The sequence below is a fragment of the Streptomyces sp. NPDC037013 genome, assembly GCF_055607265.1.
Window position 1 is genome coordinate 63834 of sequence record NZ_JBVJRV010000007.1, and the last position, 26990, is coordinate 90823.

At 73.8% G+C, this 26990-nt stretch carries 20 protein-coding genes; 9 read left to right on the forward strand and 11 right to left on the reverse strand.

Annotated elements, in window-relative coordinates:
* Positions 1 to 86: 86 nt before the first annotated feature.
* The 4 genes from hutI to hutU form a co-directional block, all read right to left on the reverse strand.
* Positions 87 to 1259, reverse strand: a complete 1173-nt coding sequence (gene hutI, locus ACZ7DY_RS25755) for an imidazolonepropionase (RefSeq protein WP_471138820.1) — start codon at positions 1257 to 1259, stop codon at positions 87 to 89.
* Between the two features lie 114 nt (positions 1260 to 1373).
* Positions 1374 to 2735: a formimidoylglutamate deiminase gene (locus ACZ7DY_RS25760; protein WP_471139875.1), complete on the reverse strand. Its 1362-nt coding sequence runs from the start codon at positions 2733 to 2735 to the stop codon at positions 1374 to 1376.
* Positions 2732 to 3934: an allantoate amidohydrolase gene (locus tag ACZ7DY_RS25765; protein WP_471139878.1), complete on the reverse strand. Its 1203-nt coding sequence runs from the start codon at positions 3932 to 3934 to the stop codon at positions 2732 to 2734. The genes ACZ7DY_RS25760 and ACZ7DY_RS25765 overlap by 4 nt, the downstream gene beginning before the upstream one ends.
* Before the next feature lie 50 nt (positions 3935 to 3984).
* Positions 3985 to 5649 carry a urocanate hydratase gene (gene hutU / locus ACZ7DY_RS25770; RefSeq protein WP_471138823.1) on the reverse strand — a complete coding sequence of 555 codons (1665 nt, stop codon included), beginning with the start codon at positions 5647 to 5649 and terminating at the stop codon, positions 3985 to 3987.
* A 140-nt stretch (positions 5650 to 5789) separates the two neighbouring features.
* Here hutU and ACZ7DY_RS25775 point away from each other — a divergent pair, with 140 nt between their 5' ends.
* On the forward strand, positions 5790 to 7184 hold the full coding sequence (locus tag ACZ7DY_RS25775; RefSeq protein WP_471138824.1) for a type III PLP-dependent enzyme domain-containing protein: 1395 nt from the start codon (positions 5790 to 5792) through the stop codon (positions 7182 to 7184).
* A gap of 381 nt (positions 7185 to 7565) precedes the next feature.
* Here the strand turns inward: ACZ7DY_RS25775 and ACZ7DY_RS25780 are convergent, their stop codons facing one another.
* Entirely contained in the window at positions 7566 to 8153 is a 588-nt protein-coding gene (locus ACZ7DY_RS25780; RefSeq protein WP_471138827.1) for a hypothetical protein, read from the reverse strand.
* An 82-nt stretch (positions 8154 to 8235) separates the two neighbouring features.
* Entirely contained in the window at positions 8236 to 11289 is a 3054-nt protein-coding gene (locus ACZ7DY_RS25785; protein WP_471138829.1) for an AfsR/SARP family transcriptional regulator, read from the reverse strand.
* 216 nt (positions 11290 to 11505) lie between these two features.
* Here ACZ7DY_RS25785 and ACZ7DY_RS25790 point away from each other — a divergent pair, with 216 nt between their 5' ends.
* The 3 genes from ACZ7DY_RS25790 to ACZ7DY_RS25800 all read left to right on the forward strand — a co-directional run bounded on the left by ACZ7DY_RS25790 (position 11506) and on the right by ACZ7DY_RS25800 (position 16998).
* Complete coding sequence (locus tag ACZ7DY_RS25790) at positions 11506 to 12378, forward strand: hypothetical protein (protein ID WP_471138832.1); 873 nt, start codon at positions 11506 to 11508, stop codon at positions 12376 to 12378.
* A gap of 91 nt (positions 12379 to 12469) precedes the next feature.
* On the forward strand, positions 12470 to 14713 hold the full coding sequence (locus ACZ7DY_RS25795) for a protein kinase domain-containing protein (RefSeq protein WP_471138835.1): 2244 nt from the start codon (positions 12470 to 12472) through the stop codon (positions 14711 to 14713).
* Positions 14710 to 16998 (forward strand): outer membrane protein assembly factor BamB family protein, encoded by a 2289-nt coding sequence (locus ACZ7DY_RS25800; RefSeq protein WP_471138837.1) that lies wholly within the window; start codon positions 14710 to 14712, stop codon positions 16996 to 16998. The genes ACZ7DY_RS25795 and ACZ7DY_RS25800 overlap by 4 nt, the downstream gene beginning before the upstream one ends.
* A gap of 25 nt (positions 16999 to 17023) precedes the next feature.
* On the opposite strand, the gene ACZ7DY_RS25805 is transcribed toward ACZ7DY_RS25800, so the two are convergent.
* The 3 genes from ACZ7DY_RS25805 to ACZ7DY_RS25815 all read right to left on the reverse strand — a co-directional run bounded on the left by ACZ7DY_RS25805 (position 17024) and on the right by ACZ7DY_RS25815 (position 18593).
* Positions 17024 to 17446, reverse strand: coding sequence for a type II toxin-antitoxin system VapC family toxin (locus ACZ7DY_RS25805; RefSeq protein WP_471138839.1), 423 nt, complete (start codon positions 17444 to 17446; stop codon positions 17024 to 17026).
* Positions 17443 to 17694, reverse strand: coding sequence for a hypothetical protein (locus ACZ7DY_RS25810; protein WP_471138844.1), 252 nt, complete (start codon positions 17692 to 17694; stop codon positions 17443 to 17445). The genes ACZ7DY_RS25805 and ACZ7DY_RS25810 overlap by 4 nt, the downstream gene beginning before the upstream one ends.
* 65 nt (positions 17695 to 17759) lie before the next feature.
* On the reverse strand, positions 17760 to 18593 hold the full coding sequence (locus tag ACZ7DY_RS25815) for a MurR/RpiR family transcriptional regulator (RefSeq protein WP_471138847.1): 834 nt from the start codon (positions 18591 to 18593) through the stop codon (positions 17760 to 17762).
* A 171-nt stretch (positions 18594 to 18764) separates the two neighbouring features.
* On the opposite strand from ACZ7DY_RS25815, the gene ACZ7DY_RS25820 reads away from it, so the two are divergent.
* Both ACZ7DY_RS25820 and ACZ7DY_RS25825 read left to right on the forward strand, forming a co-directional pair.
* Complete coding sequence (locus tag ACZ7DY_RS25820; RefSeq protein WP_471138849.1) at positions 18765 to 20192, forward strand: purine-cytosine permease family protein; 1428 nt, start codon at positions 18765 to 18767, stop codon at positions 20190 to 20192.
* 11 nt (positions 20193 to 20203) lie between these two features.
* The gene (locus tag ACZ7DY_RS25825; RefSeq protein ID WP_471138851.1) at positions 20204 to 20629 is read left to right on the forward strand and encodes a hypothetical protein; all 426 of its coding nucleotides are present in this window, start codon (positions 20204 to 20206) and stop codon (positions 20627 to 20629) included.
* Positions 20630 to 20648: 19 nt separating this feature from the next.
* Here the strand turns inward: ACZ7DY_RS25825 and ACZ7DY_RS25830 are convergent, their stop codons facing one another.
* Positions 20649 to 21410, reverse strand: a complete 762-nt coding sequence (locus ACZ7DY_RS25830) for an SDR family oxidoreductase (RefSeq protein WP_471138854.1) — start codon at positions 21408 to 21410, stop codon at positions 20649 to 20651.
* A gap of 162 nt (positions 21411 to 21572) precedes the next feature.
* On the opposite strand from ACZ7DY_RS25830, the gene ACZ7DY_RS25835 reads away from it, so the two are divergent.
* Positions 21573 to 22418, forward strand: a complete 846-nt coding sequence (locus ACZ7DY_RS25835; protein WP_471138856.1) for a helix-turn-helix transcriptional regulator — start codon at positions 21573 to 21575, stop codon at positions 22416 to 22418.
* Positions 22419 to 22846: 428 nt separating this feature from the next.
* Here ACZ7DY_RS25835 and ACZ7DY_RS25840 read toward each other — a convergent pair whose 3' ends face one another.
* Positions 22847 to 24238 (reverse strand): cystathionine beta-synthase, encoded by a 1392-nt coding sequence (locus ACZ7DY_RS25840; protein ID WP_471138859.1) that lies wholly within the window; start codon positions 24236 to 24238, stop codon positions 22847 to 22849.
* Positions 24239 to 24402: 164 nt separating this feature from the next.
* On the opposite strand from ACZ7DY_RS25840, the gene ACZ7DY_RS25845 reads away from it, so the two are divergent.
* Complete coding sequence (locus ACZ7DY_RS25845; protein ID WP_471138861.1) at positions 24403 to 25425, forward strand: SGNH/GDSL hydrolase family protein; 1023 nt, start codon at positions 24403 to 24405, stop codon at positions 25423 to 25425.
* Positions 25426 to 25719: 294 nt separating this feature from the next.
* Positions 25720 to 26940 (forward strand): acetyl-CoA C-acetyltransferase, encoded by a 1221-nt coding sequence (locus ACZ7DY_RS25850; RefSeq protein WP_471138864.1) that lies wholly within the window; start codon positions 25720 to 25722, stop codon positions 26938 to 26940.
* The last annotated feature ends 50 nt before the right edge of the window (positions 26941 to 26990 follow it).

The following is a 26990-nucleotide window of genomic DNA, read 5'->3' on the forward strand; positions in this document are numbered from 1 at the left end:
TCTTCTCGCGTCTCGTCGTGCCGGAGCGGAACGCTCCTGCGATCGCTCAACGAGAGAGGCCACCGGCGGGCAATCACCCATCCGCTTTAACCCCGGCGGCTGCCGCGCTGCCACACCTCGCGGACCAGCGGCACCCCCGGGCGGTACGCCAGGTGGACGTGGCTCGGGGCGTCCAGGAGGGCCAGGTCCGCCCGCGCGCCCTCGCGGATCACGCCGACGTCCGTGCGGCGCAGGGCCGCCGCGCCGCCCGCCGTGGCCGACCAGACCGCCTCGTCGGGGGTCATGCCCATGTCCCGTACCGCCAGGGCGATGCAGAAGGGGACCGAGGAGGTGAAGGACGAGCCGGGGTTGCAGTCCGTGGAGAGGGCGACCGTCGCGCCCGCGTCCAGGAGGCGGCGGGCGTCGGGCCACTCGGCGCGGGTGGAGAACTCCGCGCCGGGCAGCAGGGTCGCCACCGTGTCGCCCTGGGCGAGGGCGTCGACGTCGGCGTCGGTGAGGTGCGTGCAGTGGTCGGCGGAGGCGGCGTCCAGTTCCACCGCCAGCTGGACGCCGGGGCCGTACGAGAGCTGGTTGGCGTGGATGCGGGGGTGCAGGCCCTTCGCCTTGCCGGCCGTCAGGATCGCGCGGGCCTGGTCGCCGTCGAAGGCACCCTTCTCGCAGAACACGTCGATCCAGCGGGCGTGGGGCGCGCAGGCGTCCAGCATGGGGCCCGTCACCAGCTCCACGTAGGCCGCCGGGTCCTCCGCGTAGTCCGGGGAGACGATGTGCGCGCCGAGGAACGTGACCTCATCGGTGTGGCGGGCCGCGATGCGCAGGGCGCGGGACTCGTCCCTGGTGTTCAGGCCGTAGCCCGACTTCGTCTCGAACGTCGTCGTGCCCTGGCGGAGCGCCTCGTCGAGGTAGCGGGTGAGGTTCGCCTCCAGTGCCTCGTCCGTGGCGGCCCGGGTCGCCGCGACCGTCGTACGGATGCCTCCCGCCTCGTACGCCCGGCCCGACATGCGGGCGTTGAACTCCTGGGTGCGGTCGCCCGCGAAGACGAGGTGGGAGTGGGAGTCCACGAAGCCGGGGAGGGCGGCCCGGCCCCGCGCGTCGTGGACCTCGTCCGCCGCGGGGGCCTTCGCGGCGGGGCCCACCCAGGCGATGGTCTCGCCGTCCAGGACGACGGCGGCGTCCGTCATGAGGCCCAAGGGGGAACCGTCGCCCTGGGCGGGGTCGTTCGTGACGAGGCCGGCGATGTTGGTGATGAGGGTGGTGGTCATGGGGTCCTCTGTGGGTCGGTGGGGCGGGCGTCGTGCCTCCGGCGGTTCTCTCCCCGGTCCCGCCCCTTCCCGACGACCTCGGCTCCGCCGGGCACGTGGGGCGGGTGGGGCGGTTCAGTCTCTGAGCGCCTCGATCGCCTCCGTCAGCGCCGACGGGACGTCGGGGACCAGCGCGTGCGCCCCGTCCCGTACGACATGGCGGCCTCCCACCACCGTGTGCCGGACATCCGCCGCCGTCGCCGCGAACACCGCCGACTCGGCGGCCAGGCGCGGCACCGGGCCCGCCGTGCGGACCGAGTCCAGGGCGATGGTCGTGAGGTCGGCGAGCGCGCCGGGCTCCAGTACGCCCGCCTCCGGCCAGCCGAGCGCGGCGTGGCCGTCGGCGCTCGCCGCGCGCAGCAGCGCCGCCGCCGTCCAGTGGCCGCGCGTGCGGGAGCGGAGCCGTTCGTTCAGCTCCATCGCCCGCGCCTCTTCGAGGAGGTCGATCACCGCGTGGCTGTCGCTGCCCAGCGAGAGCGGGCTGCCCGCGCGCTGGAGGGCGACCGCGGGGCCGATGCCGTCGGCCAGGTCGCGTTCGGTCGTCGGGCACATGCAGGTGCCCGTCGCCGTGGAGCCGAGGAGCGCGATGTCCTCGTCGGTGAGGTGGGTGTTGTGCACGCCGGTCGTGCGCGCGCCGAGCACCCCGTGGTCGGCGAGGAGCCGCGTCGGGGTGCGGCCGTGGACGGCCAGGCACGCCTCGTTCTCGGCGGGCTGTTCGGAGAGGTGGACGTGGAGCGGGGCCGCGCGGTCCGCCGCCCATCGGGCCACCGTGCCCAGCTGCCGTGCCGGGACCGCCCGCACGGAGTGGATCGCCGCGCCGATCCGGGCGTGCGGGCGGTCCTTGAGGGCCGAGACGCGCTCCGCCCACTGCTGCGTCGTGCCGTCGGAGAAGCGCAGCTGGTGGCGGTCGGGCGGCGTGCCGCGCGCCTCGTCGAGCAGGCCGGAGGCGACGTACGCCGTGTCGAGCAGGGTGATGCGCACGCCCGCGTCGGCCGCGGCCTGGATCAGCGCCTCGCCCATCGCGTTCGGGTCGGCGTACGGGGTGCCGCCGGGGCCGTGGTGGAGGTAGTGGAACTCCCCCACGGTCGTGATGCCGGCCAGCGCCATCTCCGCGTACACCGCGCGGGCGAGCGCGTGGTACGTCTCGGGCGTGAGGCGGTCCGCCACCGAGTACATGACCTCGCGCCAGGTCCAGAACGTGCCGGAGCCGACCTGGACGGTGCCGCGCAGCGCGCGGTGGAAGGCGTGGCTGTGGGCGTTGGCGAGGCCGGGGACGGTCAGGCCGCGCAGCACCGTGGCGCCCGGCGGGGGCGCCGCGACGTCCGTGCGGACCGTCGTGATCCGCTCGCCGGTCACCTCCACGGCCACGCCCGGCTCGACGTGTGTGCCGAGCCAGGCGTGCTCCAGCCAGTAGGTGTCCGTCCGCTCCGTCGTCACCTGCACGCCAGCCCTTCCAGTACGTCGGCGAGTGCCGTCACCCCGGCGAGGCAGTCGTCCTCGGCGGCGTACTCGGCCGGGGAGTGCGAGACGCCCGTGGGGTTGCGTACGAACAGCATGGCGGTGGGGATCGCGCCGGACAAAATACCCGCGTCGTGTCCGGCGCCCGTGCCGAGGACGGGGAGGCTCTTCTCCGTGCGGGCCCCGAGGATGGCGCCCAGCTCGTCGCGGAGGGCGTCCTGGAACTCGACGACCGGCGTGAAGGACTCCCGGACCACGTCCAGGTCGATGCCATGCCGTTCCGCGTACTCGCGGGCCGCCTTCTCGATGCCCGTGACGACCGTGTCGAGGGTGGCCTGGTCGGCCGCCCGCGAGTCCAGCCAGCCGCGGACGAGGGACGGGATGGCGTTGACGCCGTTCGGCTCGACGGAGATCTTGCCGAAGGTGGCGACGGCGCCCGCGAGTTCGGCCTCGCGGCGGGCGGCGAGGACCGTCTCCGCGTAGGTCAGCATCGGGTCGCGGCGGTCGGCGAGCCGGGTGGTGCCCGCGTGGTTGGCCTCGCCGCGGAAGTCGAAGCGCCAGCGGCCGTGCGGCCAGATGGCGGACGCGATGCCGACGGGGTCGCCGGTGAGGTCCAGGGCGCGGCCCTGTTCGACGTGCAGCTCCACGAACGCGCCGATGCGGGCGAGCCGTTCGGGGTCTGGGCCGATGCCGTACGGGTCGTATCCGGCGGCCTCCATGGCCCGCGGCAGCGTCACGCCGTCGCCGTCGCGCAGCTTGTGCGCGGCCTCGACGGTCAGCTGTCCGGCGGTGAGCCGGGAGCCGACGCAGGCCAGGCCGAAGCGGGCGCCCTCCTCGTCACCGAAGTTGACCAGGCCGACGGGCCGGACCGGCGCCGCCCCGCGGGCGCGCAGCTCGTCGAGGGCGGCGAAGGCGGAGACGACGCCGAGGGGGCCGTCGAAGGCGCCCCCGTCGGGGACGGAGTCCAGGTGGGAGCCGGTGACGACGGCGTCCCCGCGGCTCGGGTCGCCGAGCCACGCCCACTGGTTGCCGTTGCGGTCCAGCTCGTAGCGGAGTCCGCGCGTGTCGGCCTGTGCCTTGAACCAGGCGCGGCAGTCGGCGTCGGCGCCCGTCCAGGCGTAGCGCCGGTAGCCGCGGGTGCCGGTGTCCCGTCCGATGGGTGCCAGGTCCCGCCACATCTCCTGGAAGGAGGGGGCGGACGCCGCGGGGGTGGCGTCCCCGGTGCGCGTCACGCGCCCTCACCCTCCCGCATGGGAACCCGTACGCCCTTGTCGTCCGCCACGGACTCGGCGATGTCGTATCCCGCGTCGACGTGCCGGATGACACCCATGCCGGGGTCGTTGGTGAGGACGCGGCGGATCTTCTCGCCGGCGAGCTTCGTGCCGTCGGCGACCGAGACCTGGCCCGCGTGGATGGAGCGGCCCATGCCGACGCCGCCGCCGTGGTGCAGGGAGACCCAGCTGGCGCCGGAGGCGACGTTGACCATGGCGTTGAGCAGCGGCCAGTCGGCGATGGCGTCGGAGCCGTCGAGCATGGCCTCGGTCTCGCGGTACGGGGAGGCCACCGAGCCGCAGTCCAGGTGGTCGCGGCCGATGGCGAGGGGGGCCTGGAGTTCGCCGGAGGCCACCATGTCGTTGAAGCGCTCGCCCGCCTTGTCGCGTTCGCCGTAGCCGAGCCAGCAGATGCGGGCGGGCAGGCCCTGGAAGTGGACGCGGTCACCGGCCATCTTGATCCAGCGGTGCAGCGACTCGTTCTCCGGGAAGAGTTCGAGGAGCGCCTTGTCCGTCTTGTGGATGTCGGAGGCCTCGCCCGAGAGCGCCGCCCAGCGGAACGGGCCCTTGCCCTCGCAGAAGAGCGGCCGGATGTACGCGGGGACGAAGCCGGGGAAGTCGAACGCCCGGCCGTAACCGGCGAGTTGGGCCTCGCCGCGGATGGAGTTGCCGTAGTCGAAGACCTCGGCGCCCGCGTCCATGAAGCCGACCATGGCCTCGACGTGCCGGGCCATCGACTCGCGGGCGCGGGTGGTGAAGCCCGCCGGGTCCTTCGCCGCGTACGACTGCATCTCGTCGAAGCCGACGCCGGAGGGAAGGTAGGAGAGGGGGTCGTGGGCGGAGGTCTGGTCCGTCACGATGTCGATCGGAGCGCCCTCGGCGAGCATCTGCGGGAGCAGGTCGGCGGCGTTGCCGAGCAGGCCGATGGAGAGCGGGCGGCGGGCGTCCCTGGCCTCGACGGCGAGCTGGAGGGCGTGGGCGAGGTCGTCGGCCTTCACGTCCAGGTACTTGTGCTCGATGCGGCGCTCGATGGCGCGCGGGTCGCAGTCGATGCAGATCGCGACGCCGTCGTTCATGGTGACGGCGAGCGGCTGGGCGCCGCCCATGCCGCCGAGTCCCGCGGTGAGGGTGATGGTGCCGGCGAGCGTGCCGTTGAACTTCTTGGCGGCGACGGCGGCGAACGTCTCGTACGTGCCCTGGAGGATGCCCTGCGTGCCGATGTAGATCCACGAACCGGCCGTCATCTGGCCGTACATGGTGAGGCCGAGCTGCTCCAGGCGGCGGAACTCCTCCCAGTTCGCCCAGTCGCCCACCAGGTTGGAGTTGGCGATCAGGACGCGCGGGGCCCACTCGTGGGTCTGCATGACGCCGACCGGGCGGCCGGACTGGACGAGCATCGTCTCGTCCTGCTTGAGGGTGCGCAGGGTGCGCACCATCGCGTCGAAGGAGCGCCAGTCACGGGCCGCCTTGCCGGTGCCGCCGTAGACGACGAGCTTGTCGGGGTGCTCGGCGACCTCGGGGTCGAGGTTGTTCTGCAGCATCCGCAGGGCGGCTTCCTGCTGCCATCCCAGGGCACTCAGTTCCGTACCGCGCGGGGCCCGTACGGGGCGGGGTCCTGACATGGCGTTGCCTCCTCGAAGCTGTGACCTCGTTGCTGTGACCTTGTTATTCACATCCTGGGGTTCTGAATAGGGCTAGTCAATAGCGAACGAATGCGCGAGTACGCCAGCGGGGCCGCGCCCCGGGTGATTGGCTGGATCACATGGCTCACGACGAGGACGACGACCAGCGGACACGGGACGACACCCAGCCGACCCAGGTCCTCCCCACCGGCGCCGCCGCCCGCCGCGACCAGGCCGTCCGCGCCGCCGTCGAGCAGGGCGTCGTCGGGCCCGCCGCCCCCGTCGCGGGCCTGCTCGACGTCGCCGGCATCCGCGCGAGCGCCGCCGCCCTGCGCGCCGCCTTCGAGGCCGTCACCCCGCCCGGCACCCCCGTCCTGCACGCCTTCGCGGTCAAGGCCACGCCCCTCGTCCCCGTCCTGCGGCTGCTGCGCTCGGCCGGGATCGGCGCCGAGGTGGCGAGCCCCGGCGAGCTGACCCTGGCCAGGGCCGCCGGGGTGCCGCCCGCCGAGACCGTCCTCGACTCGCCCGCCAAGACCCCGGCGGAACTGCGCGAGGCCCTCGCGCTCGGCATCGCCGTGAACGCGGACAACCCCCAGGAGCTGGCCCGCATCGACGCCCTCACCCGGTCGGCGCCGACCGAATCCCCCATCGGCATCCGCGTCAACCCGCAGATCGGCGGCGGCGCGATCAGCGCCCTGTCGACGGCGACGGCCACCTCCAAGTTCGGGGTGGCGCTGCGCGACGAGGACGCCAGGGAGTGGGTGGTGCGGGCCTGCCTGGAGCGGCCGTGGCTGACCCGGCTGCACGCGCACTCCGGATCGCAGGGCATGCCCCTGGAGATGATGGTGCGGGGCGTCGCGGCCACGTACGAACTGGCCGAGGAGATCAACGACCGCGCCGGGCGGCGGCAGATCGACACCATCGACATCGGCGGCGGCCTGCCGGTCAACTTCGGCTCGGAGGAGGAGACCCCGACCCACGCCCAGTACGCGCGCCGCCTCAAGGCCCGCGTGCCCGGACTGCTCGACGGGCGGTACGGCCTGGTCACCGAGTTCGGCCGCTCGCTCCTCGCCAAGCACGGGACGGTGCTCGCCCGCGTCGAGTACGCCAAGCACGCGGGCGGCAGGCCCATCGCCGTGACGCACGCGGGCGTGCAGGTGGCGACCCGGACCGTCTACATGCCCGCGTCGTGGCCGCTGCGGATCGCCGCGTACGACGCCGAGGGGTGCCCCAAGAGTGGTCCCGCCGTCGGGCAGGACATCGCGGGCCCCGCCTGCTTCGCGGGGGACCTGCTCGCCGAGAACCGTCCGCTGCCCCTGCTCGAACAGGGCGATCACGTGGCCGCGCTGGACACCGGCGCCTACTATTTCGCCCACCACTACTCGTACAACAGCCTGGCCAGGCCCGGCATTTACGGGTTCTCCGCGCAGGGCGGAACGGTGCGCTTCGCCGTGGTCCGCGAGCCGCAGACGCTCGATGCGATCGTGGCGGAGGCGGGTGGGGGTGCGGAGCGGGACGCGTTGCGGCAGCTGTGACCCGGGGGGCCGGGCCCCGCCCGGCCGACCGTCGGGCGCCGAGGGACCTGCTGTGGTGGAGTGTCTGCGGGGGCGCTGTGGCTGGGCGCGCAGTTCCCCGCGCCCCTTGGCGGCACCTGCGGCCCGCGGACCCGTGGTGGCGGGGCGCTTCGTCGAGGGGGCTGCTGTGGTGGGTGCGGCTGCGGGGGTGCTGTGGCTGGTCGCGCAGTTCCCCGCGCCCCTTGGCGGTACCTGCGGCCCGCGGACCCGCCACCGTCGGGACGGGGCGCTTCGCCGAGGGGGCTGCCGTGGTGGATGCGGCTGCGGGGGCGTTGTGGCTGGTCGCGCAGTTCCCCGCGCCCCTTGGCGGCACCTGCGGCGGGGGACCGGGCGGCGGCGTCGCTAGGCGGTCGTCAGCGCGGGGCGGCGTCGGGCGCCGCCGGGTGCGGCGTCGCCTGCTGCTGGGCCCGTTGTGCGGTACCCCTTGACGGACTTGCCCGCGGGGGCGCCCGCGCGGTGGTCGAGCCAGTCCACCCGTACCCACAGCAGCACGTCACCGTCCTGCTCGCGCCGTCCGAGCCGGGCGGCCTTCAGCCACAGTCCGGCCCCCGCGCCCGCAAGCACCGCGCCGCCCGCCGCCGGCACCAGGAAGGCACTGCCGAGCGCGACGAGGAAGGCGCCGGCCAGCCACCACCGGTGCCCGCGCCGCCAGTTGCGCACGGTCACCGACCGGCTCTGCAGCACGTCGTACTTGCCGGCCCGCACGGCCTCACGGGCGAGCGCGTCGTAGCGCCGGATGCGGGAGTACGCGACGGCGGCGGCGGTGACGATGAGGAGCGCCGCCCCCGCCAGTACTCCGATACGGCGCCCGGTGAGGCCGGGCGGCAGCGCGCCGATGCCCGCGGCCGCCACCCCGAGCCACCACAGGGGCGCCGCTCCGGCCCGTACGACCACCGGCACCCGCACCAGCCCCTGACCACCGCGTCCCATCTCGCCTCCACGCCTCCCGCCGTGCCTCTTCGGCGCAGGAGGCTAACGCCGGAATCTGAGGAGAGCGTGAGAAGCGGCGCCGCTACGCCGGGCCCGCGAGGGACCGGGCGATGCGGTACTGCCGCTCGGCCTCGGCCGGGTCGCCCGCCGCCTCGTAGGTGCGCCCGAGCCTGCGCCGGACCTCCATCTCCAGCGGCCTGCTGGTGTGCTCGGTGAGCGTGGCAAGGGCCTCCTGCTGGAGGGTGATGGCCGAGGGCAGGTCGCCGCGGCCGTGTTCGGCGGCACCGAGCAACGACAGGCTCGTCGCGCGCAGTTGCAGGTCGCCGACCTCCTCGGCCAGCTCCGCCGCGCGCCGCGCCAGGTCCTTGACCTCGGTGTGCCGGCCGAGTGCCAGGTGGGCCTCCGCGGTGAAGCACAGGGTCTTGCTGATCATTCGGGGGCGGCCGATCTTCTCGGCGAAGGTGAGCGAGGTGGCGTAGAACGTGAGCGCCTTCTCGTGCCGGCCCTCCTGGTCGTGCAGCGCGCCGAGCTGGCAGCTCGACATCCCGGCCAGCCAGTCGTCGTCGAGCCGGGACGCGAGCCCCATGACCTCAGTGAGGTGGGCGGCCGCCTCCGGGAGGCGGCCCATCGCACGCTCCGCGGCCCCCATCACGGCGATCGCCCGGGCCTGCTCGCGCAGGTCGCCCCGGGGGCGGGCGATGCTCAGCGCGTCGGCGCACCAGGCGTGCGCCTGCTGGAAGCGCCCCTGGTAGATGTCCGCGATGGCCAGGCAGTTGCGCAGGGACGAGGGCATCCGCCGGTCCTCCGCGAGGTCGGCGCCGGGCAGCGCGATCTCCAGGGCGGAGCGGCACTCGTGGAAACGGCCCTGGCGCACCAGCGGGTCGACCAGCGACTCGGCGATCCAGCAGGCGTGGTCGCGCTGCCCGGTGGCCGCCGCGAAGGCGACCACGTCGAGCAGCTGGCCCCCGGCGGCCTCCAGCCACGCGTCGGCCTCCCGCCAGTCGGCGAAGGGCGCGTCGGAGACGTCGGGGCCTGTCGGGTACCCCTCGGGGCCCCAGTCGCTGGCGATGCGCCCGGCGGCCGTGTAGAGGTGCAGCACGGCGCCGCGGTCCGCCGCGGCCTCGCCGGGCACGGCGGCGGAGAGCCGGCGCGTGTGGTCGCGCACGAGATCGTGCAGCCGGTAACGGCCGGGCCGCGGCTGCTGCAGCAGGCTCGCGTCGACCAGCCGCTCCAGGATGTCCTCGGCGTCCTGGAGCGGGCGGCCCAGCATGACGGCGGGGGTGAGACCGTCGAACTCGGCGGTCGGGGACTGGCCCAACGCCCGGAAGCCGCGCCGCAGTTCGGGGGCGAGCAGGTCGTAGGAGATCCGGAAGGCGGCTTCCACGCTGCGGTCCTCCGCCCGCAGCTCGCCCAGCCTGCGTTCGTCGCCCGACATCCGGCCGACCAGGTGGGCCACCGTCCAGGACGGCCGGTTCTGCAGCCGGGCCCCGGCGATCCGCAGCGCCAGCGGCAGGCCGCCGCAACGGCGGGCGAGTTCCTGCGCGGCCTCCGGTTCCTGCCCGGCACGCGCCTCCCCGAGGAGCCGCGTGAGCAGCGCGACCGCGTCGCCGGTCTCCAGCGGCTCCACGGTCAGCCGCCGGTCGGCGTCGAGGCCGGGCAGCCGGTGGCGGCCGGCCACGAGGACCAGACTGCCCGGACCCGCGGGCAGCAGGGGGCGCACCTGATCGGCACCACGGGCGTCGTCCACGACGAGCAGCAGCCGCAGGGAACTGGTGGCCGCCCGCCACGCGGCGACCAATTCGTCGAGCTCGTCGGGGAGTTCACCGTCGGCGCCGGCGACGGAACGGAGCAGCTGGTGCAGGGCGCGCTGCGGGCGCAGGCTCTCGTGCGGGGCGCCGTGCGTGTGCAGGTCCACGAAGAGACAGCCGTCCGGGAACCGGTCCTGCACGGTCCAGGCGGCGCGGACCAGCAGCGCGGTCTTGCCGACACCTGCCGTGCCGTCGACGGCGACCACGGATACGGAGCCCGGGCCGGAGCTGGAACCTGAGCCGGGGCCGGCGGGCAGCGGCTCGGTGAGCAGGGCGAGTTCGCGCTCCCGGCCGACGAGCCAGGCGGTGTCGCCGGGGAGTTCGTTGCGGCGGGGGCGGGAGGGGGCGCTCTCCGGCGGCCGGGTGGGGGCGGCCGCCGGTGCGGGCTCCGGGAGTGGTGCGCCCGTGGCGGCGGTGCCCGGCGGTGGGTCCGTGCCGAGCAGCAGGTGGTCGTCGCGGCGCAGCACGCCCTGGTGCACGCGGCGCAGCTCCTCGCCGGGCTCCACGCCCAGTTCGTCGCGGAGCCGGTCCCGGGTCTCCTGGTAGGCGGCGAGCGCTTCGGCCTGGCGGCCGGCGCCGTACAGCGCGCGCATGCGCAGGGCGGCGAGCGGTTCGTCGTGCGGTTGCGCCATGGGGGCGGCGAGCAGCTCGTCCAGGGCCTCCGCGTACCGGCCGAGGAGCACCAGGCACTCCACCCGCTCCTGGTGCAGGGTGCGCCGCCGCCGGCCGAGGCGCTGCCGTTCGGCGTCGGCCAGCGGGCCGGGCAGACCGGCCAGCGGCTCCCCGCGGAACAGGCGCAGCGCCCGCGTACAGCCGTCGAGGGCGGCACCGAGGTCGCCCGCGGTCCGCGCGCCGCGCACCGCACGGGTCCGCTCGGCCAACTCGCCGACGTCGGTGCTGATTTCGCCGGGCACGAAGCGGTAGCCGCCGCGTTCGCCGCGGATCACGGACGCGGCGGGCCCTGTGCCGGGCGCGTCCAGCGCCTTGCGCAGGGGGTAGACGTAGCTGGGCAGGACGCGGCGGCCCGTGCCCGGTGGTTCGAGTCCCCAGACGTCGTCCAGGAGTTGCTGGTGGGTGACGAGCGTCTCCGCCCGCAGGATCAGGGCGGCGAGGACCGCCTGCCGCCGCACCGGCCCGAGGTCGAGCGGCACCTCACCGCGGTGGGCGGCGACCGGACCGAGCAGGGTGAGGCGCAGCGGCCCCTCGGCGCCTTGAGGGACCTCCGCATCCTGCGCGCTCGTGCTGTTCGCTCCGCCCGTTCCATCCGTTCCGTCCGTGCTGTTCGTTCCGTCCGTGCTGTTCGTTCCGTCCGTGCTGTTCGTTCTCACTGCGAACTCCCCCGTGGTCTCCGCACTTTCCGCGGTTCCCCGTTTTCCCCGCGGCGGCCGCGTTCTCTGATTCAGCAGAATTTCATCGGCATTGCAGTCTCTCCCGAGAGGGTTCGGCACGTCGTGTCCGGGCCTGGTCGATCTCCGTTCCGGCCTGCCCCGGGACGGGTTCCTGCCGGTCCCGAGGGTGTGAACCGTAGGAAAGCGAGCTGCTCCGTGAGTGAGAACCCGCAGGTGGACCCCCGGCAGGGCTTCGGCGATGCGTACCAGGGCCCCGGCCAGGCGCCGCCCCCGATGCCCGGCCAGGCCCCGCCGCCCGTCCCGCCGCAGGCGCCGGGCGCGGGCTCGGCCTGGTCGCAGCCGGTACCGCCCGGCGGCACCGGCGGACCCGGCAACTCGGGCCCCGGGAGCGGCCGTTCGCGCGCCTGGCTGATCGGAGGCGCCGCCGCGCTCGCCGTGGCCGTCATCGTCGGTGTGGTCGTCGTCGCGACGGGGGACGACGACAAGGACACCGCGTCGGGCAAGCATCCCGGCGTACCCGGTGGCGTCGCCGAGCCGAAGGGGCCCGCGGACGAGGAGCCGGCGGAGGGCAAGGCGTACAGCAAGGTGCCCGACGGCTGCGACCTGCTCAAGGCGTCGACCGTCGAGAAGATCATGCCCGGCGGCACGTGCACGCCCAACGCGATGGACAAGGGCGAGGCTGACCTGGCGACGATGATGACCAGGATGCCGAGATGGGAGTCCACCCAGGGCGGCGCCTTCCAGAGTCTGTCGGTGAGCCTCACCGTCGGCGCCAGCGTGAAGGGCCAGTACGACATGAAGAAGCGGACCGCTCTCAGCGACCTCAAGGGCATACGCAAGGTGGAGGGTTCCCGGCCGGTGAGCGGGCTCGGCCAGGAGGCCCTCGTCGTCGACACCGTCGACGCCCAACAGGGCTCGCTGGCCCAGGCAGAGGTGGTCGTCAGGGACGGCAACGCCGCGCTCACCGTGGAGTTCACCTACAACCCGCAGAACTCCGACCCCACCCGGAAGCAGGCCGACGACGCCGTCGTCACCGCCGCCCGTGACGTGCTCGGCTCCCTCAGCTGACCCCCTCGGCGACGACGTGCACACCCATCCCCCCGGAGACGGCGACCCACGGGCCACGCCCCCCGCGGCCGCACAGGCATCGCACACCACCGTGCCGCAGCCGCCCGCCACCCCGACCCGGCCGCTGACCGAGGTCCCGCAGCCATCGGCCCCCGGACCCCAGCAGCAGAGCCCCGCCCGTATCGGCCCCTACGAGGTCTTCCAGCTCCTCGGCGAGGGCGGCATGGGCCGGGTGTTCCTGGCCAGGTCGCCGGGGTCGCGGCTGGTGGCGCTGAAGGTGATCCGGCCCGAGTACGCCGAAACGCCGAACTTCCGCGGGCGCTTCCGGCGCGAGGCCGCGGCCGCCCGCCGCGTGAGCGGCTTCTTCACCCCACCGGTGCTCGACGCCGACGCCGACGCCCCGCAGCCCTGGCTGGCCACCGCCTACGTCCCCGCGCCGTCCCTGCACGACGTCGTGCGCGACTTCGGTGTGCTGTCCGAGGCCGGCCTGCGGGCCCTGGCCGCCGGTCTCGCGGAGGCGCTGCCCGCCGTCCACGACGCCGGCATCGTCCACCGCGACCTCAAGCCCGGCAACGTACTCATCACCGAGGACGGGCCCCGCGTCATCGACTTCGGCATCAGCAGCGCGGTGGACGCCACGCAGGTGACCCGGACCGACGCGGTGATGGGGACGCCCGGGTTCATGGCGCCCGAGCAGATCGTGTCGAGCCGTGAGGCGGGGCCGCCCGCCGACATCTTCTCGCTGGGCTGCGTCCTGGTCTTCGCGGCCACCGGGCACGGCCCCTTCGGTACGGGAGGGACGGCCGAGATCCTCTACCGGGCCGTCCACCACGCGCCCCGACTGGACGGCACCCCACCGGAGTTGTGGCCGCTGATCGGCGCCTGCCTGGACAAGGACCCCGCCCGCAGGCCGTCCGCCGCCTCGGTCCTGGCCGCGCTGGGGGACACCGATCCCGCCGCGCTGCTCACGCCGGGCCTGCGGGAGGACCTCGCGCGACGGCAGGCGCACGCCGCCCTCCTGGTCTCCGCGCCGCCCGTGCCCCTGGCGCCCCTCGCGCCCTCCGTCGACCCGTTCGCCGCCACCGCCGCCCAGGGGCCGAGCCGCCGCAGGTTCCTGTGGATCGCCGCGGCCGGCACCACCGTCGTGGCGGGCGGCGGGGCCGCTGCGCTGGCCGGGTGGCGGTCCGAGCCCCGCGAGGCCCCGGCCCGCGGCGGTGGCGGCGCGGGCACCACGGGCCGGCCCGCGGTGAAGGTCCCGGCCGGTCCCAAGCCGCGGTGGTCGGTCCCGCTGAAGAAGCTGTCGAGCGCGCGGCTCCAGCTCCTCGGCGACGTGGTGGTGCACTGGGAGCAGCGACGCGCCACCGCCTACGACACCGGTTCCGGGAAGAAGCGCTGGGCGGGGTCGCTGCGGTTGCCCTCCGGCGCCTCGGGCGGCCCGAAGTGGCTGGGTGTGCACGGGCCGACGCTGTTCGCCGCCGCCTGGAACGGCGATCACGGCCATCTGCTGGGCGTCGACGCGGCGGGGAAGCAGAAGTTCACGCACGCGGTCACCGAGCAGGGCGCCGACGGCGGGTTCGCCGGCTTCGTCGAGAGCGTCCTGGCCGTCGCCGGCCCGGTCGCGGTCGTCGGCACCAGCAGCGACAAGGGGTACAAGGTGCTCGCGGTCGACATCGGCTCGGGTGAGGTGCTGTGGTCGCGGAAGGTCGACGGCAGCGACTTCCAGGCGTACGCGGACGGCAGCCGCTGCTTCCTCCAGGACAACGGCACGCTCCACGGCCTCGACCTGCGCTCGGGCGCCGAACGGTGGAAGGTCCGTGGCGTCGTCAGAGCCGGTGCCTACCCGCGCCTGTCCTGCGACGGCAAGACCCTCCTCGTCACCAGCACCAAGGTGCAGGCCTTCCGCGTCACCGACGGCAGGAAGCTGTGGACGGCCGTCAACGAGACGACCAACATCGGCACGGCCGGGGTGCACGGCGGCCGTGCCTACCTCCACGACAGCGCGGGCACCGTCTTCGCCCTGGATATGGACGGCGGCAAGCAGGTGTGGCACACGGCGAGCCCCGTGCAGCTGGCGACCACCGGCGGCGCGCTGGACGACGGGCCCGCCGTCTCCTCCTCCGTGCTGGCCATCGCCACCTGGGCCACCGGCGACGTGCCGGGCTTCATCGTCCTGCGCGTCTCCGACGGAAAACCGCTCTGGGCGCACCAGCCGTCCGGCGGCAAGACCGGGAGCGGCGCCGGCGGCAAGACCGGCTGGCTGCTGCAGATCTCCGGCAGCACGCTCTTCGCCGCATCCGAGACCACCCTCCACGCCTTCCGGAGCGACACACCGTGACGACGCCGCCCATCCCTCCCGTGCCGCCCTCCGCGCCGGCCCCCGCCGGGCCGCACCCGTCCGGGCCCGCGCCCACCCCGCCCGTGCCGCCATCCGCCGGGCCGCACCCGTCCGGGCCCGCGCCCGCGCCGGCCCCGCAGGCTCCCTCGGCCACCCCCTCCGCCGCCCCCTCCCCGGCCTCGTACATCGGCCCCTACCGGGTGATCCGGGAGCTCGGCGCGGGCGGCATGGGCCGCGTCCACCTCGCCGCGTCGCGCAGCGGGCGCGCGGTGGCCGTCAAGGTCGTGCGCCCCGAACTGGCCGCCGACCCCGGCTTCCGCCGCCGCTTCAGGGCCGAGGTCGACGCCGCCCGCGCGGTCTCCGGCGCCTTCACCGCGCCGGTCGTCGACGCCGACCCCGAGGGGCCGCAGCCGTGGCTGGCCACCGCGTACATCCCCGGCCCCTCCCTCGCCGACGCCCTGGCCTCCCACGGACCCATGCCCGAGGCCACCCTGCGCGTGCTCGGCGGCGGCCTCGCCGAGGCGCTGGCCGCGATCCACCGCGCCGGGCTCATCCACCGCGACCTGAAGCCGTCCAACATCCTGCTCACCCTCGACGGCCCCCGGGTCATCGACTTCGGCATCAGCCGCGCCGTCGACGGGACGGTCCTCACCGCCGAGGGGCAGGTCGCGGGGTCGCCCGGCTTCATGTCGCCCGAGCAGTCGAGAGGGGGCGAACTGACGCCCGCGAGCGACGTGTTCGCCTTCGGGGCCGTGCTCGCCTTCGCCGCCACCGGGGTGCCGCCGTTCGGCACCGGCGCGGTCCACGCCCTGCTCTACCGGGCCGCCTACGAGGAGCCGCAGCTGACCGGCGTCCCGCACGGCCTGCTCGGCATCGTCACCGCCTGCCTCGACAAGGACCCCGCCCGCCGCCCCACCGTCGAACAGCTGCAGGCCTGGCTGCGTCCGGAGACCACCGCGGGCTGGCTGGGCGCGGTCGAGCTGCGGGTGACCGAGGACCAGCGCACGCTGGCCGGCGCACTGCGCGGCCCGCTGCTCAGCCGCCGCCGGCTGCTGGCCGGCGGCGGCGCGCTCGCCGTGACCGCGGCGGCTGGCGGCACCGCCTGGTTCCTGCTCTCGCGCGGCGAGGACGGCGGGGGCACGCCGGCCACCCCCGAACTCGCCTGGAGCAAACCGCTTCCGCAGCCCGGCATGTACCTGAGGTCGGTGACCCGGTCCACGCTGCTGTGCACCGAGAAGGCCTCCGGCGCCTGCTTCGACCGGAGCTCCGGCAAGCTCCTGTGGAAGGATCTCGGCGGCCAGAACACCGACGCGCTCGCCGACGACAAGCGCGTCTACACGGTGCGTACCGACGGCAAGGTGTACGCGTTCGACGGCCGCTCAGGCAAGAAGAAGTGGGACGTGCCGACCGGGGACGACGCGCCCCAACTCAACTTCTCGGACGGCGAGTTGGTCCTGGTCACGAGCGGCGGGCACTTCCGGGCCCTGGAGGCGTCCAGCGGTGAGGCGCGGTGGACCTCCCGGGACAAGGAGGAGGTCAGCGTGGTCATCGGCGCCACCCGGGCGGGCACGCTCCTCGCCTGGGGCGACGCGTCGAAGACCAATCCGGCCGCGATGCTCAAGGGCTACCGCGCACTCGACCGGAAGACGGGCGAACGCGTGTGGGCGAAGGACCTCGTCACCCTCCACCCGCCGGAGAAGAGCAAGGTGCTCTACGGCATCGACGCCCGCATGAGACTGCTCGCCCTCGACCCCGAAAGCGGCCGGACACGGTGGAGCGAGCCGACCCGGCTGCCCCCGACGAACAGTGAGATCCTCGGCTACGAGGGGTCCCTGAGCCTGCTCGACGGCACGCTGTTCTGCTATCCGAGCACCGGTTTCAGCGGTTCGACGCGCGGCCTGCTCGCCGCGTTCGACCCGGCGTCGGGAAAGACCCTGTGGTCGGTGCGGACCGGCGCCCGCGGCAACCGCGGCTTCGCGCGCGCCGGAGCGACCGTCTGCCACCTGGACAAGAAGGTGCTGCACGGGCTCGACGCCAGGACCGGCGCGGAACGCTGGACGGCGGGGTCGGGCCTCGGCGACCTCGCCCTCATCGGCGCCGCGCGGGGACTCTTCTTCGCCGCGGGCACGAAGGGCCTGTACGCCTTCCACGCCGAGACCGGCGAAAAGGTCTGGCATTACCGCGCCACGGGCGGCTCCGGACGCTGGTCGGCGCAGATCGTCGGCGACGACCTGTACGCAGCCTGGTCGGGAAAGCTCTTCCGCTTCTCGGTGCCCGAGGCGTAGCGCACCCCCTGCCGGGCCCCGGCGGTCAGCGCCCTGCGGGCAGGAGCGTGAAGGCGTCCACGTGCTCGGGGCGGACCGCGGAGAAGTGGCGGTGGTCGAGGGTGGCGACCTCGGTGAGGCGCAGCCGCTCGGCCACGGCGACGACGGAGGCGTCGACGGTGCCGAGGGGGAAGTCGGCGTATTTGCGGATGAGGGCGGCGATCCGCACGAAGTCCTGCGCCTCGAGATCGACGCTCTCCAGCGTCCCTACGGCGAACAGATCGAGGAAGACGGCTTCATACTCGGGGCCGAGGCGCCTCTCGATGAGCTGGGCCGTCTCGACGACCACCGGCGCTGGTGCCAGCAGCCGGCCGCGCAGCGAGCTGACATGAGCCACGCAGCGGGCGTGGTCGTCGTCCTCATCGGCGGCCGCGTAAAGGACCCCGGTGTCCAGGAGGTGGCTCTTCAACGGTTCTCGTCACTCCACTCCGCGAGGAGTTCGCGGTGCCGCCGCGCCGTGTCCGCGTGTCCGGACCGTCCCATGCCCGCGAAGGCCGCGAAGCCGGGCCGCTCGCCCACTGGGGGCAGCGTGTCCTCCTCGGCGAAGTGGGCCAGCTCCGGGTCCGACTTGACGAGCACCAGGAGGCGCTCGGCCGCCGCCGGGGGGAGTCGGTCGATCAAGTGCCTGAGGCGGTCGTGATCGTCTGCCGCATTCATGCTTCGAGCGTACGGCGCGCGAGTGGACCGAGGCAGAGTTCCCCGGAGGATCACTCGTACGGGTCCTACTCCACGAACAGCCCCCGCGCCGCCGCCCCCGCGTCGAACTCCTCCAGCCGCGCCTGCGCGTCCGGCAGGCCGTCGCACATGGCCTCGAGGAGGACCCGGCCGAGCAGCATCGGCGCGCACGCCGTGTCGAAGGCGAGGCCGGTGCCGACCGCGGCGGGCAGGAGGAGGTCGGAGTGGGCGGCGACCGGGGCGAAGGCGGAGTCGGCGACGGTGACCACCGTCAGGCCCGCCGCCTGCGCGTGGGCGAGCGCGTCCACCACCTCGCGCGGGTGGCGGGGCAGGGCGAAGCAGAGCAGCGACGTCGCGCCGGCCCGGACCGCCGCGTCGATGCGGTCGACGAGCATCGTGCCGCCCTCGTCGAGGAGGCGCACGTCGGGGTGGACCTTGGCGGCGAAGTAGGAGAAGCCGTACGCCTGGGACGCGGCGGCCCGCAGGCCGAGGACGGGCAGCGGGCGCGAGGCGGCGAGGAGGCGGCCCGCGCGCTCGACGGGGGCGGGGTCCGCGAGGACCTCCGCGAGGTGGCGGAGGTTCTCGATCTCGGCTTCGACGGCCTGCTGGTACTCGTTGGCGGCCGTCGTCCCCGAGCTCTCGGCGGGGGAGACGTCCCGCAGGTGTCTGCGCAGCGCCGGGTAGCCGTCGAAGCCGAGGGCGACGGCGAACCGGGTGACCGAGGGCTGGCTGACGCCGGCGAGTTCGGCAAGCTCCACGCTGGAGAGGAACGGCGCGTCGGCCGCCCTGCGCACCATGCAGTGCGCGATGCGCCGCTGGGTGGGCGTGAGCCGGTGGCCCTCGAAGAGCACTTGCAGTCGCGCGGCAGGGCTGTCGCTCATGCCGTCCCCCTCAGAATGTCCGTACCCGCGGCCGTTCCGGCGTCCATTTACGCCGGAACCGCCACCGCCTATTGACAACTTATTCAGACACCAAGAACTCTGCATGACCATATACAGCCGGGCAAGGGGCTCCAAGAGGCCACCACACCGATCCGTTGGGGGAAGCGCGTCATGGCAGCTGAAGACCTGGTGGAGCGGCGCTCCATCGACGTCGTCCCGGACGACGAACGGCACGGTACGGCGTTCAGCCAGTTCACGCTCTGGCTCGGCGCCAATCTGCAGATCACCGCGGTCGTCACGGGCGCCCTCGCCGTCGTCTTCGGCGGCGACGTGGTGTGGTCCCTCGTCGGTCTCGTCCTCGGCAATCTCCTGGGCGGCGCGGTGATGGCCCTGCACTCGGCGCAGGGCCCCGGGCTCGGCCTGCCGCAGATGATCCAGTCGCGGGCCCAGTTCGGCGTGAAGGGCGCGGTCGTCCCGCTGCTCCTCGTCATCCTCATGTACGTCGGGTTCTTCGCGAGCGGCAGCGTCCTCGCCGGGCAGGCCACCGCGGAGCTCACGCACACCGACGACACCACCGGCATCGTCCTCTTCGCCGCCGTCACGGCGGTCATGGCGACGGTCGGCTACCGCGTCATCCACGCGCTCGGCCGGGTGGCCAGCGTGGTCTGCGCGCTCGCCTTCGTCTACCTCGGCATCCGGCTCGTCGACCGCGTGGACGTCGGTGCGCTCTTCGGGGACGCCCGCTTCGACCTGCCGATGTTCCTGCTCGCCGTCTCCCTGTCGGCCTCCTGGCAGCTGGCCTTCGGCCCGTACGTCGCGGACTACTCGCGCTACCTGCCGCGCACCACATCGGCGAAGGCCACCTTCTGGTGGACCCTGTCGGGCTCGGCGATCGGCTCGCAGTGGTCGATGACCTTCGGGGTGCTCGTCGCGGCGAGCGCGGGCGACGCCTTCCTCGCCGACCAGGTCGGCTACGTCGTCGGCCTCGGCGGGACCGGCCTGGTCGCCTCCTTCCTCTACTTCGTCATCGCGCTCGGCAAGCTCACCATCAACGTGCTCAACACCTACGGCGGCTTCATGTCGATGGTCACCGGCATCAGCGGCTTCCGCGGCCAGAAGGTGCTCGGGGCGCGCGGGCGGGCCGCGTACATCGCCGTGATCATGGTGGCGGGCACGGCGGTCGCGCTGCTCGGCAAGGACAGCTTCCTGGCGTCCTTCAAGGACTTCCTGCTGTTCCTGCTGACCTTCTTCACGCCCTGGTCGGCCATCAACCTGGTCGACTACTACCTGATCTCCCGCGAGCGGTACGACATCCCCGCCCTCTTCGACCCGCACGGCCGCTACGGCGCCTGGCGCTGGGACGCGCTCGTCGTCTACGGCGCCGGGCTCCTCGCCCAGCTGCCGTTCCTCGTCACGCACTTCTACACCGGCCCGCTGGTCGATCCGCTGGGCGGCGCCGACATCTCCTGGATCGTGGGGCTCGTGGTGCCCGCGGGGCTGTACTGGGCGCTGGCCCGGCGCGATCCGCGGGCGCCGGGGGCCCGGCCCAGGCCGGAAAGGGGGGTTAGCCCCACCGCGACCGAGGCCCCCGCGCCGTAACGTGGACGGCTATGGAAGCCCGTGACGCCGAACTCAAGAAGGAACTCGACGCCACTCTGCACGCCCGCAGAGAGCTCGGCGAAGAGTACGACTCCGCCTTGGTCGACTCGTTCCTGGGGAAGATCGAGCAGCGCCTGGACGGCACGATCGACCGCCGCATGCGCCGCCACCTCGCCGAGCAGCAGATGGTCGTCGCCCGCGGCGCCCGCTCCCCCGGCAGCCCGGTCGACTCGTGGGGCGAGCGCTTCGGGTTCGGCGTGGTCTCGCTGGTCCTCGCCATCCCGCTCTCCGCGATCGCCGTGGGCAACGCCGGCCTGACGGGACTCTTCGTCTCCTGGGCCGGCATCTTCGGCGTGAACGCGGTGCACTCCCTGCGCGGCGTGCCCCTCGGGCGGCGCCGCGCGGAGCGCGAGTCCAGGTCGGAGTGGGACGACTGACGCCGGACGCCGTACCGGCTCACGCCTGGCGCGTGGGCAGCACGATCAGCTGACGCAGGTTGACGTGGCGCGGCCGGCTCGTCGCGTACGCGATGAGGTCGGCGACGTCGTCCACCGCCAGCGACCCGATCGCGCCGAACATGCCGTCGAGCTGCCCGCTCAGCTCCTCGTTGTCGATGTGGCCGCGCAGCTCCGTCTCGGTGAGGCCGGGCTCGACGTTGGTGACGCGCACGTCCCGGGGGCCGAACTCGGTGCGCAGCGACTCCGACAGGTACGTCAGCGCGGCCTTCGTCGCGCCGTACACCGCGTAGTTGGGGAACGCGATGTGCGCGCCGACCGACGAGATGTTGACCAGATCCGCCGTCCCGCCGTCGGCGGCCGCCGCGATCAGGTCCGGCGTGAAGGCGCCGATGATCCGCAGCGCGCCCGCCACATTGGTGTCCAGCATCCGCTGCCACTCGTCGGTGCGGTACGCGGTGACCGGGTTCGGCAGCATCACGCCCGCCGAGTTCACCACCAGGTCGACCCGCCCGTACGCCGCGTGCACCCGCTCCACGGCGGCGTCCACCGACGCCTGGTCGGTGACGTCGGCGGTGACGGCGAGCGCCCGGCCGCCGTCCGCCACGATCTTCGCGGCCAGCTCGTCGAGCCGCTCCGCGCGCCGGGCGAGCAGGACGACCCGCGCGCCCCGGGCGGCGAGCAGCCGGGCGGTGGCCTCCCCGATGCCGCTGGCGGCGCCGGTGACGAGGGCGGTGCGGTCCTGCAGGTTCTCGTACGACATGGCTGAACTCCTGGTGCGATCAGTGGGGTCTGTGCCGCCCCGGGGTGCTCCCCGGCGGCGGACACCACTCTGCGCACCCCGCGCCGCGCCACCCAGGGCTCTCCTTTTCCTGGGTCTGGCAGTACCAGGCTCACGCGCGGAAGGCCGCCTAGGATCGACGGCATGGACGGCGACCTCGGAGACTTCCTGCGCTCACGGCGCGCCCGCATACAGCCCGCGGACGTGGGCCTCACCGCGTACGGGCGGCGGCGCGTGCCCGGCCTGCGCCGCGAGGAGGTGGCGCAACTGGCGGGCGTCAGCGTGGACTACTACATCCGCCTCGAACAGGGCCGCGGCCCCTCGGTCTCCGACGCCGTACTGGACTCCATCGCCCGCGTGCTGCGCCTGGACGAGACCGAGCACGCCTATCTGCGCACGGTGGCCCGGCCGGTGCCGCGGCCCCGCCGGGCGCGGACCGCCTCGCAGAAGGTCCGCCCCGGGCTGCAGTTGCTGCTCGACACGATCGACCGGGCCCCGGCGTTCATCTTCGGCCGCCGCATGGACGTCCTCGCCTGGAACGCCCTGGCCGACGCCCTCAACGGCTTCTCGCGCCTGACGCCCGCCGAGCGCAACATCCCCCGCCAGGTCTTCCTGGAGGGGCCGGCCCGCGACTGCTACCCCGAGTGGGAGGCGGTGGCATCGGAGACCGTCGCGTATCTGCGCCTGGACGCGGCGCGCTGCCCCTCGGACAGCGAACTGTGCGCGCTGGTCGGCGAGTTGTCCGTCAAGAGCGAGGACTTCCGCCGGCTGTGGGCGGACCACCAGGTCAAGGAGAAGACCCACGGCGTGAAGCGGATGAACCATCCGGTCGTGGGTGAACTGGTCCTGCCCTACGAGACGCTGACGCTGCCCGGCGATTCCGAGCAGCTCCTCGTCGTCTACACCCCGGAGCCGGGCTCGGAAAGCGCGGAACGGCTGTCCCTGCTCGGCAGCTGGACAGCCGACCCCGCCCGGGCCGCCGCCCCGTAGCCCCGGGCCTCCGGGTCCGGTGGGGGCTCGTCGCGCAGACCGCCTGCGGGCCCGCCGTGGTTGCTCGCGCAGTTCCCCGCGCCCCTGAGTGGTCCACCTCGTCCCGCGCCGAAGGTGCCGCCTGAGGGGCGCGGGGAACTGCGCGACCGGCCACGACGTGCCCGGAAGCCGAAAGCGGCGAGAGAGGGGGGAAGGACGCGGCGTCACCGCGGAGACCGCCGCACCCCCGGGGCTCCCGGGGGGCGGGACGACGGCGGTCTCCGCGGGGGAGGCGCAGCCGGGTCAGGGCCGGGCCACGCCTCGGCGTCCGAGGAGATCCGGGAGCCGCTCCGGATCTCCTGACGCCGACGAACACCACTGTGCCGGACCCGTGTTAAGCGGGTGCTGCGCGCACATGACACCCGCGTACCAGGTCAGAGACGGCCCGCTTACTGCCCCTGCTGCGCCGCGAGGAACGCGAGGAGGTCCTGCCGGCTCACCACACCCGTCGGCTTGCCCTCGACCAGCACGATCGCCGCGTCCGCCCCGCCGAGCACCGACATCAGGTCGGCCACCGGCTCACCGGAGCCGACCTGCGGCAGCGGCGCCGACATGTGCTTCTCCAGCGGGTCGGAGAGCGAGGCGCGCTGCGTGAACAGGGCGTCGAGCAGCTCGCGTTCGACGACCGAGCCGATGACCTCCGCGGCCATCACGTCGGGGTGGCCCGCGCCCGGCTTCACGATCGGCATCTGCGAGACCCCGTACTCGCGGAGCACGTCGATGGCCTCGCCGACCGTCTCCTCGGGGTGCATGTGCACCAGCGAGGGCAGCTCGCCGCCCTCCTTGCGGCGCAGCACGTCACCGACGCGCGGGTGGTCGCCGGCCTGCTCCAGGAAGCCGTAGTCGTTCATCCACTCGTCGCTGAAGATCTTGCTCATGTAGCCGCGGCCCGAGTCGGGCAGCAGGACGACCACGACGTCGTCGGGGCCGAGCCGCTCCGCCACCCGCAGCGCCGCCACGACGGCCATGCCGCAGGAGCCGCCGACGAGCAGCCCCTCCTCCTTGGCCAGGCGCCGGGTCATCTGGAAGGAGTCCTTGTCGGAGACCGCGACGATCTCGTCGGTCACGTTCCGGTCGTACGCGGTCGGCCAGAAGTCCTCACCGACGCCCTCGACGAGGTAGGGCCGCCCGGAGCCGCCCGAGTACACGGACCCCTCGGGGTCGGCGCCGACGACGGTCACCGCGCCGCCGGAGACCTCCTTCAGGTAGTTGCCCGTCCCGGAGATCGTGCCGCCGGTCCCGATGCCCGCGACGAAATGGGTGATCTTCCCCTCCGTCTGCTCCCAGAGCTCGGGGCCCGTGGAGTGGTAGTGCGAGAGCGGATTGTTGGGGTTGCTGTACTGGTCGGGCTTCCAGGCGCCGGGCGTCTCGCGCACGAGCCGGTCGGAGACGTTGTAGTACGAGTCCGGGTGCTCGGGGTCGACGGCGGTCGGGCAGACGACCACGTCGGCGCCGTACGCGCGCAGCACGTTGATCTTGTCGAGGGACACCTTGTCCGGGCAGACGAAGATGCACTTGTAACCCTTCTGCTGGGCCACGATGGCGAGCCCGACCCCGGTGTTCCCGGACGTCGGCTCGACGATCGTCCCGCCGGGCTTCAGCTCCCCGCTCTGCTCGGCCGCCTCGATCATGCGCAGCGCGATGCGGTCCTTCACGGATCCGCCGGGGTTGAAGTACTCGACCTTGGCCAGGACGGTCGCCTGGATCCCCGCGGTCACGTTGTTGAGCCTCACCAGCGGGGTGTTGCCGACGAGACTGATCATCGAGTCGTGGAATTGCACCGTTGTCTCCGGGCTGCGATGTAGTGCGACGAATTGGTGCGGTCAGCCTAAGGGTCCGGCTCATCCGTTCACCTCCGGTTGCGATTGGCCGACCGTGCTTACGGGGCAATGAGTGGATGTACGGCCGTATGCGGCGGTACGGCACGAGGAGGTGGCTGCAGGGCATGTCGAGGGCGAGGGTGGCACGGCGGATCGCCGCGGGCGCGGCGTACGGCGGAGGAGGCATCGGGCTGCTCGGGGCCGCCACGGTGGGCGTGGTGCTCGCCGAGGTACAGCTGGCGAAGCGGAACGTGGGCAACGGCGGGCACGCGGATCCGCCGCGCGCGGACGGCCGCTACGGCGGGGCGTACGCCGAGAGCGCGGCCCGCAGCGCCGGCTTCGCGCCGCTGCGGTTCGCGATGCTCGGGGACTCCACCGCGGCGGGGCAGGGCGTGCACCGGGCCAGGCAGACGCCGGGGGCGCTGCTCGCCTCCGGTCTCGCCGCGGTCGCCGAGCGCCCCGTCGACCTGCGGAACGTGGCGCTGCCCGGCGCCCAGTCGGACGACCTCGACCGGCAGGTGACGCTGATCCTCTCGGACCCCGCGTGGGTGCCGGACGTCTGCGTGATCATGATCGGCGCGAACGACGTGACGCACCGGATGCCGCCGACCCGCTCGGTGCGCCACCTCTCCGCGGCGGTCCGCAGACTCCGTACGGCGGGGGCGGAGGTGGTGGTCGGCACCTGTCCCGACCTGGGCACGGTCGAGAACGTCTACCAGCCGCTGCGGTGGCTGGCCCGGCGCGTCTCGCGGCAGCTGGCGGCGGCGCAGACGATCGGCGTGGTGGAGCAGGGCGGCCGGACGGTGTCGCTCGGTGACCTGCTCGGCCCCGAGTTCGCGGCGAATCCGCGGGAGCTGTTCGGTCCCGACAACTACCACCCCTCCGCGGAGGGGTACGCGACGGCAGCGATGGCGGTCCTTCCCACGCTGTGCGCGGCGCTTGGCCTCTGGCCGGAGGAGGAGCGGCCCGACGTCTCGCGGCGCGAGGGCTTCCTGCCGGTGGCCAGGGCGGCGGCGCAGGCGGCGGCCGAGGGGGGTACGGAGGTCACGGCTGCGATGCCCACGGGGCCCCGGGGGCCGTGGGCCCTTCTCAAGCGCCGTCGCCGCCGCCGCATCCACACCCCCGAACCCACCCCCCTCCCCCACTAACGCCCACCCTTCGTCCGCGGGTCCGCCGTGGTTTGTCGCGCAGTTCCCCGCGCCCCTGGGTCGTCCACCTCGTCCCGCGCCGCAGGTGCCGCCAAAGGGGCGCGGGGAACTGCGCGACAAGCCCCCGCCGGGCCGCACCCTTCCATTCCGGGCCCCGCGGCCTGAGCGGTCGCTTAGAAATGCGTCCCGCGTCACAGCCCCCACCCGATGACGCTCACCCCTACGTGCAGGTAACTTCCCAAGGAGTCCGCCCAGCCGCCGCCCTGCCCAGGGCGCCCCCGCCAGGAGTCCGTGATGCCCGAAGCCGTGATCGTCTCCGCCGCCCGTTCCCCGATCGGCCGCGCCTTCAAGGGGTCGCTGAAGGATCTGCGGCCGGACGACCTGACCGCCACGATCATCGAGGCCGCCCTCGCCAAGGTCCCCGGGCTCGACCCCAGGGACATCGACGACCTGATGCTCGGCTGCGGGCTGCCCGGCGGCGAGCAGGGGCACAACCTCGGCCGCATCGTGGCCGTGCAGATGGGGATGGACCACCTCCCCGGCTGCACGATCACCCGGTACTGCTCGTCCTCCCTGCAGACCTCCCGCATGGCCCTGCACGCCATCAAGGCGGGTGAGGGCGACGTGTTCATCTCGGCGGGCGTGGAGATGGTCTCGCGGAGCGTGAAGGGCACCTCCGACGGTCTGCCCGACACCCACAACCCCCTCTTCGCCGAGGCCGAGGCCCGTACCGCCGCCGTCGCCGAGACCGAGGGCAGCACCTGGCACGACCCGCGCGAGGACGGCCTGATCCCGGACGCGTACATCGCGATGGGCCAGACCGCGGAGAACCTCGCGCGCGCCAAGGGCGTCACCCGCAAGGACATGGACGAGTTCGGCGTCCGCTCGCAGAACCTCGCCGAGGAAGCGATCAAGAACGGCTTCTGGGAGCGGGAGATCACCCCGGTCACCACCCCCGACGGCACCGTGGTCGGCAAGGACGACGGCCCGCGTGCCGGCGTCACGTACGAGGGCGTCCAGGGCCTGAAGCCGGTCTTCCGCCCCGACGGCCTGGTGACCGCGGGCAACTGCTGCCCGCTCAACGACGGCGCCGCCGCCCTGGTCATCATGAGCGACACCAAGGCCCGCGAGCTCGGCCTGACCCCGCTGGCCCGCATCGTCTCCACCGGCGTCACCGGCCTCTCCCCCGAGATCATGGGCCTCGGCCCGGTCGAGGCGAGCAAGCAGGCGCTGAAGCGGGCCGGTCTGACCGTCGGCGACATCGACCTCTTCGAGATCAACGAGGCGTTCGCGGCCCAGGTGATCCCCTCCTACCGCGACCTGGACATCCCGATCGAGAAGCTCAACGTCAACGGCGGCGCCATTGCCGTCGGCCACCCCTTCGGCATGACGGGCGCCCGCATCACCGGCACGCTCATCAATTCCCTGCAGTTCCACGACAAGCAGTTCGGCCTGGAGACGATGTGCGTCGGCGGCGGGCAGGGCATGGCGATGGTCATCGAGCGCCTCAGCTGACCACCGGCGGGACGGGCCACCGCACCCCCTGACGCCCCGAGCGTCCCGAA

Coding starts and splice junctions, on each gene's coding strand:
- hutI (WP_471138820.1), bottom strand. CDS start 1,259: ATGACCACCACCCTCATCACCAACATCGCCGGCCTCGTCACGAACGAC.
- ACZ7DY_RS25765 (WP_471139878.1), bottom strand. CDS start 3,934: ATGTGGCGGGACCTGGCACCCATCGGACGGGACACCGGCACCCGCGGC.
- hutU (WP_471138823.1), bottom strand. CDS start 5,649: ATGTCAGGACCCCGCCCCGTACGGGCCCCGCGCGGTACGGAACTGAGT.
- ACZ7DY_RS25775 (WP_471138824.1), top strand. CDS start 5,790: ATGGCTCACGACGAGGACGACGACCAGCGGACACGGGACGACACCCAG.
- ACZ7DY_RS25780 (WP_471138827.1), bottom strand. CDS start 8,153: ATGGGACGCGGTGGTCAGGGGCTGGTGCGGGTGCCGGTGGTCGTACGG.
- ACZ7DY_RS25810 (WP_471138844.1), bottom strand. CDS start 17,694: ATGAATGCGGCAGACGATCACGACCGCCTCAGGCACTTGATCGACCGA.
- ACZ7DY_RS25815 (WP_471138847.1), bottom strand. CDS start 18,593: ATGAGCGACAGCCCTGCCGCGCGACTGCAAGTGCTCTTCGAGGGCCAC.
- ACZ7DY_RS25820 (WP_471138849.1), top strand. CDS start 18,765: ATGGCAGCTGAAGACCTGGTGGAGCGGCGCTCCATCGACGTCGTCCCG.
- ACZ7DY_RS25825 (WP_471138851.1), top strand. CDS start 20,204: ATGGAAGCCCGTGACGCCGAACTCAAGAAGGAACTCGACGCCACTCTG.
- ACZ7DY_RS25830 (WP_471138854.1), bottom strand. CDS start 21,410: ATGTCGTACGAGAACCTGCAGGACCGCACCGCCCTCGTCACCGGCGCC.
- ACZ7DY_RS25835 (WP_471138856.1), top strand. CDS start 21,573: ATGGACGGCGACCTCGGAGACTTCCTGCGCTCACGGCGCGCCCGCATA.
- ACZ7DY_RS25845 (WP_471138861.1), top strand. CDS start 24,403: ATGTCGAGGGCGAGGGTGGCACGGCGGATCGCCGCGGGCGCGGCGTAC.
- ACZ7DY_RS25850 (WP_471138864.1), top strand. CDS start 25,720: ATGCCCGAAGCCGTGATCGTCTCCGCCGCCCGTTCCCCGATCGGCCGC.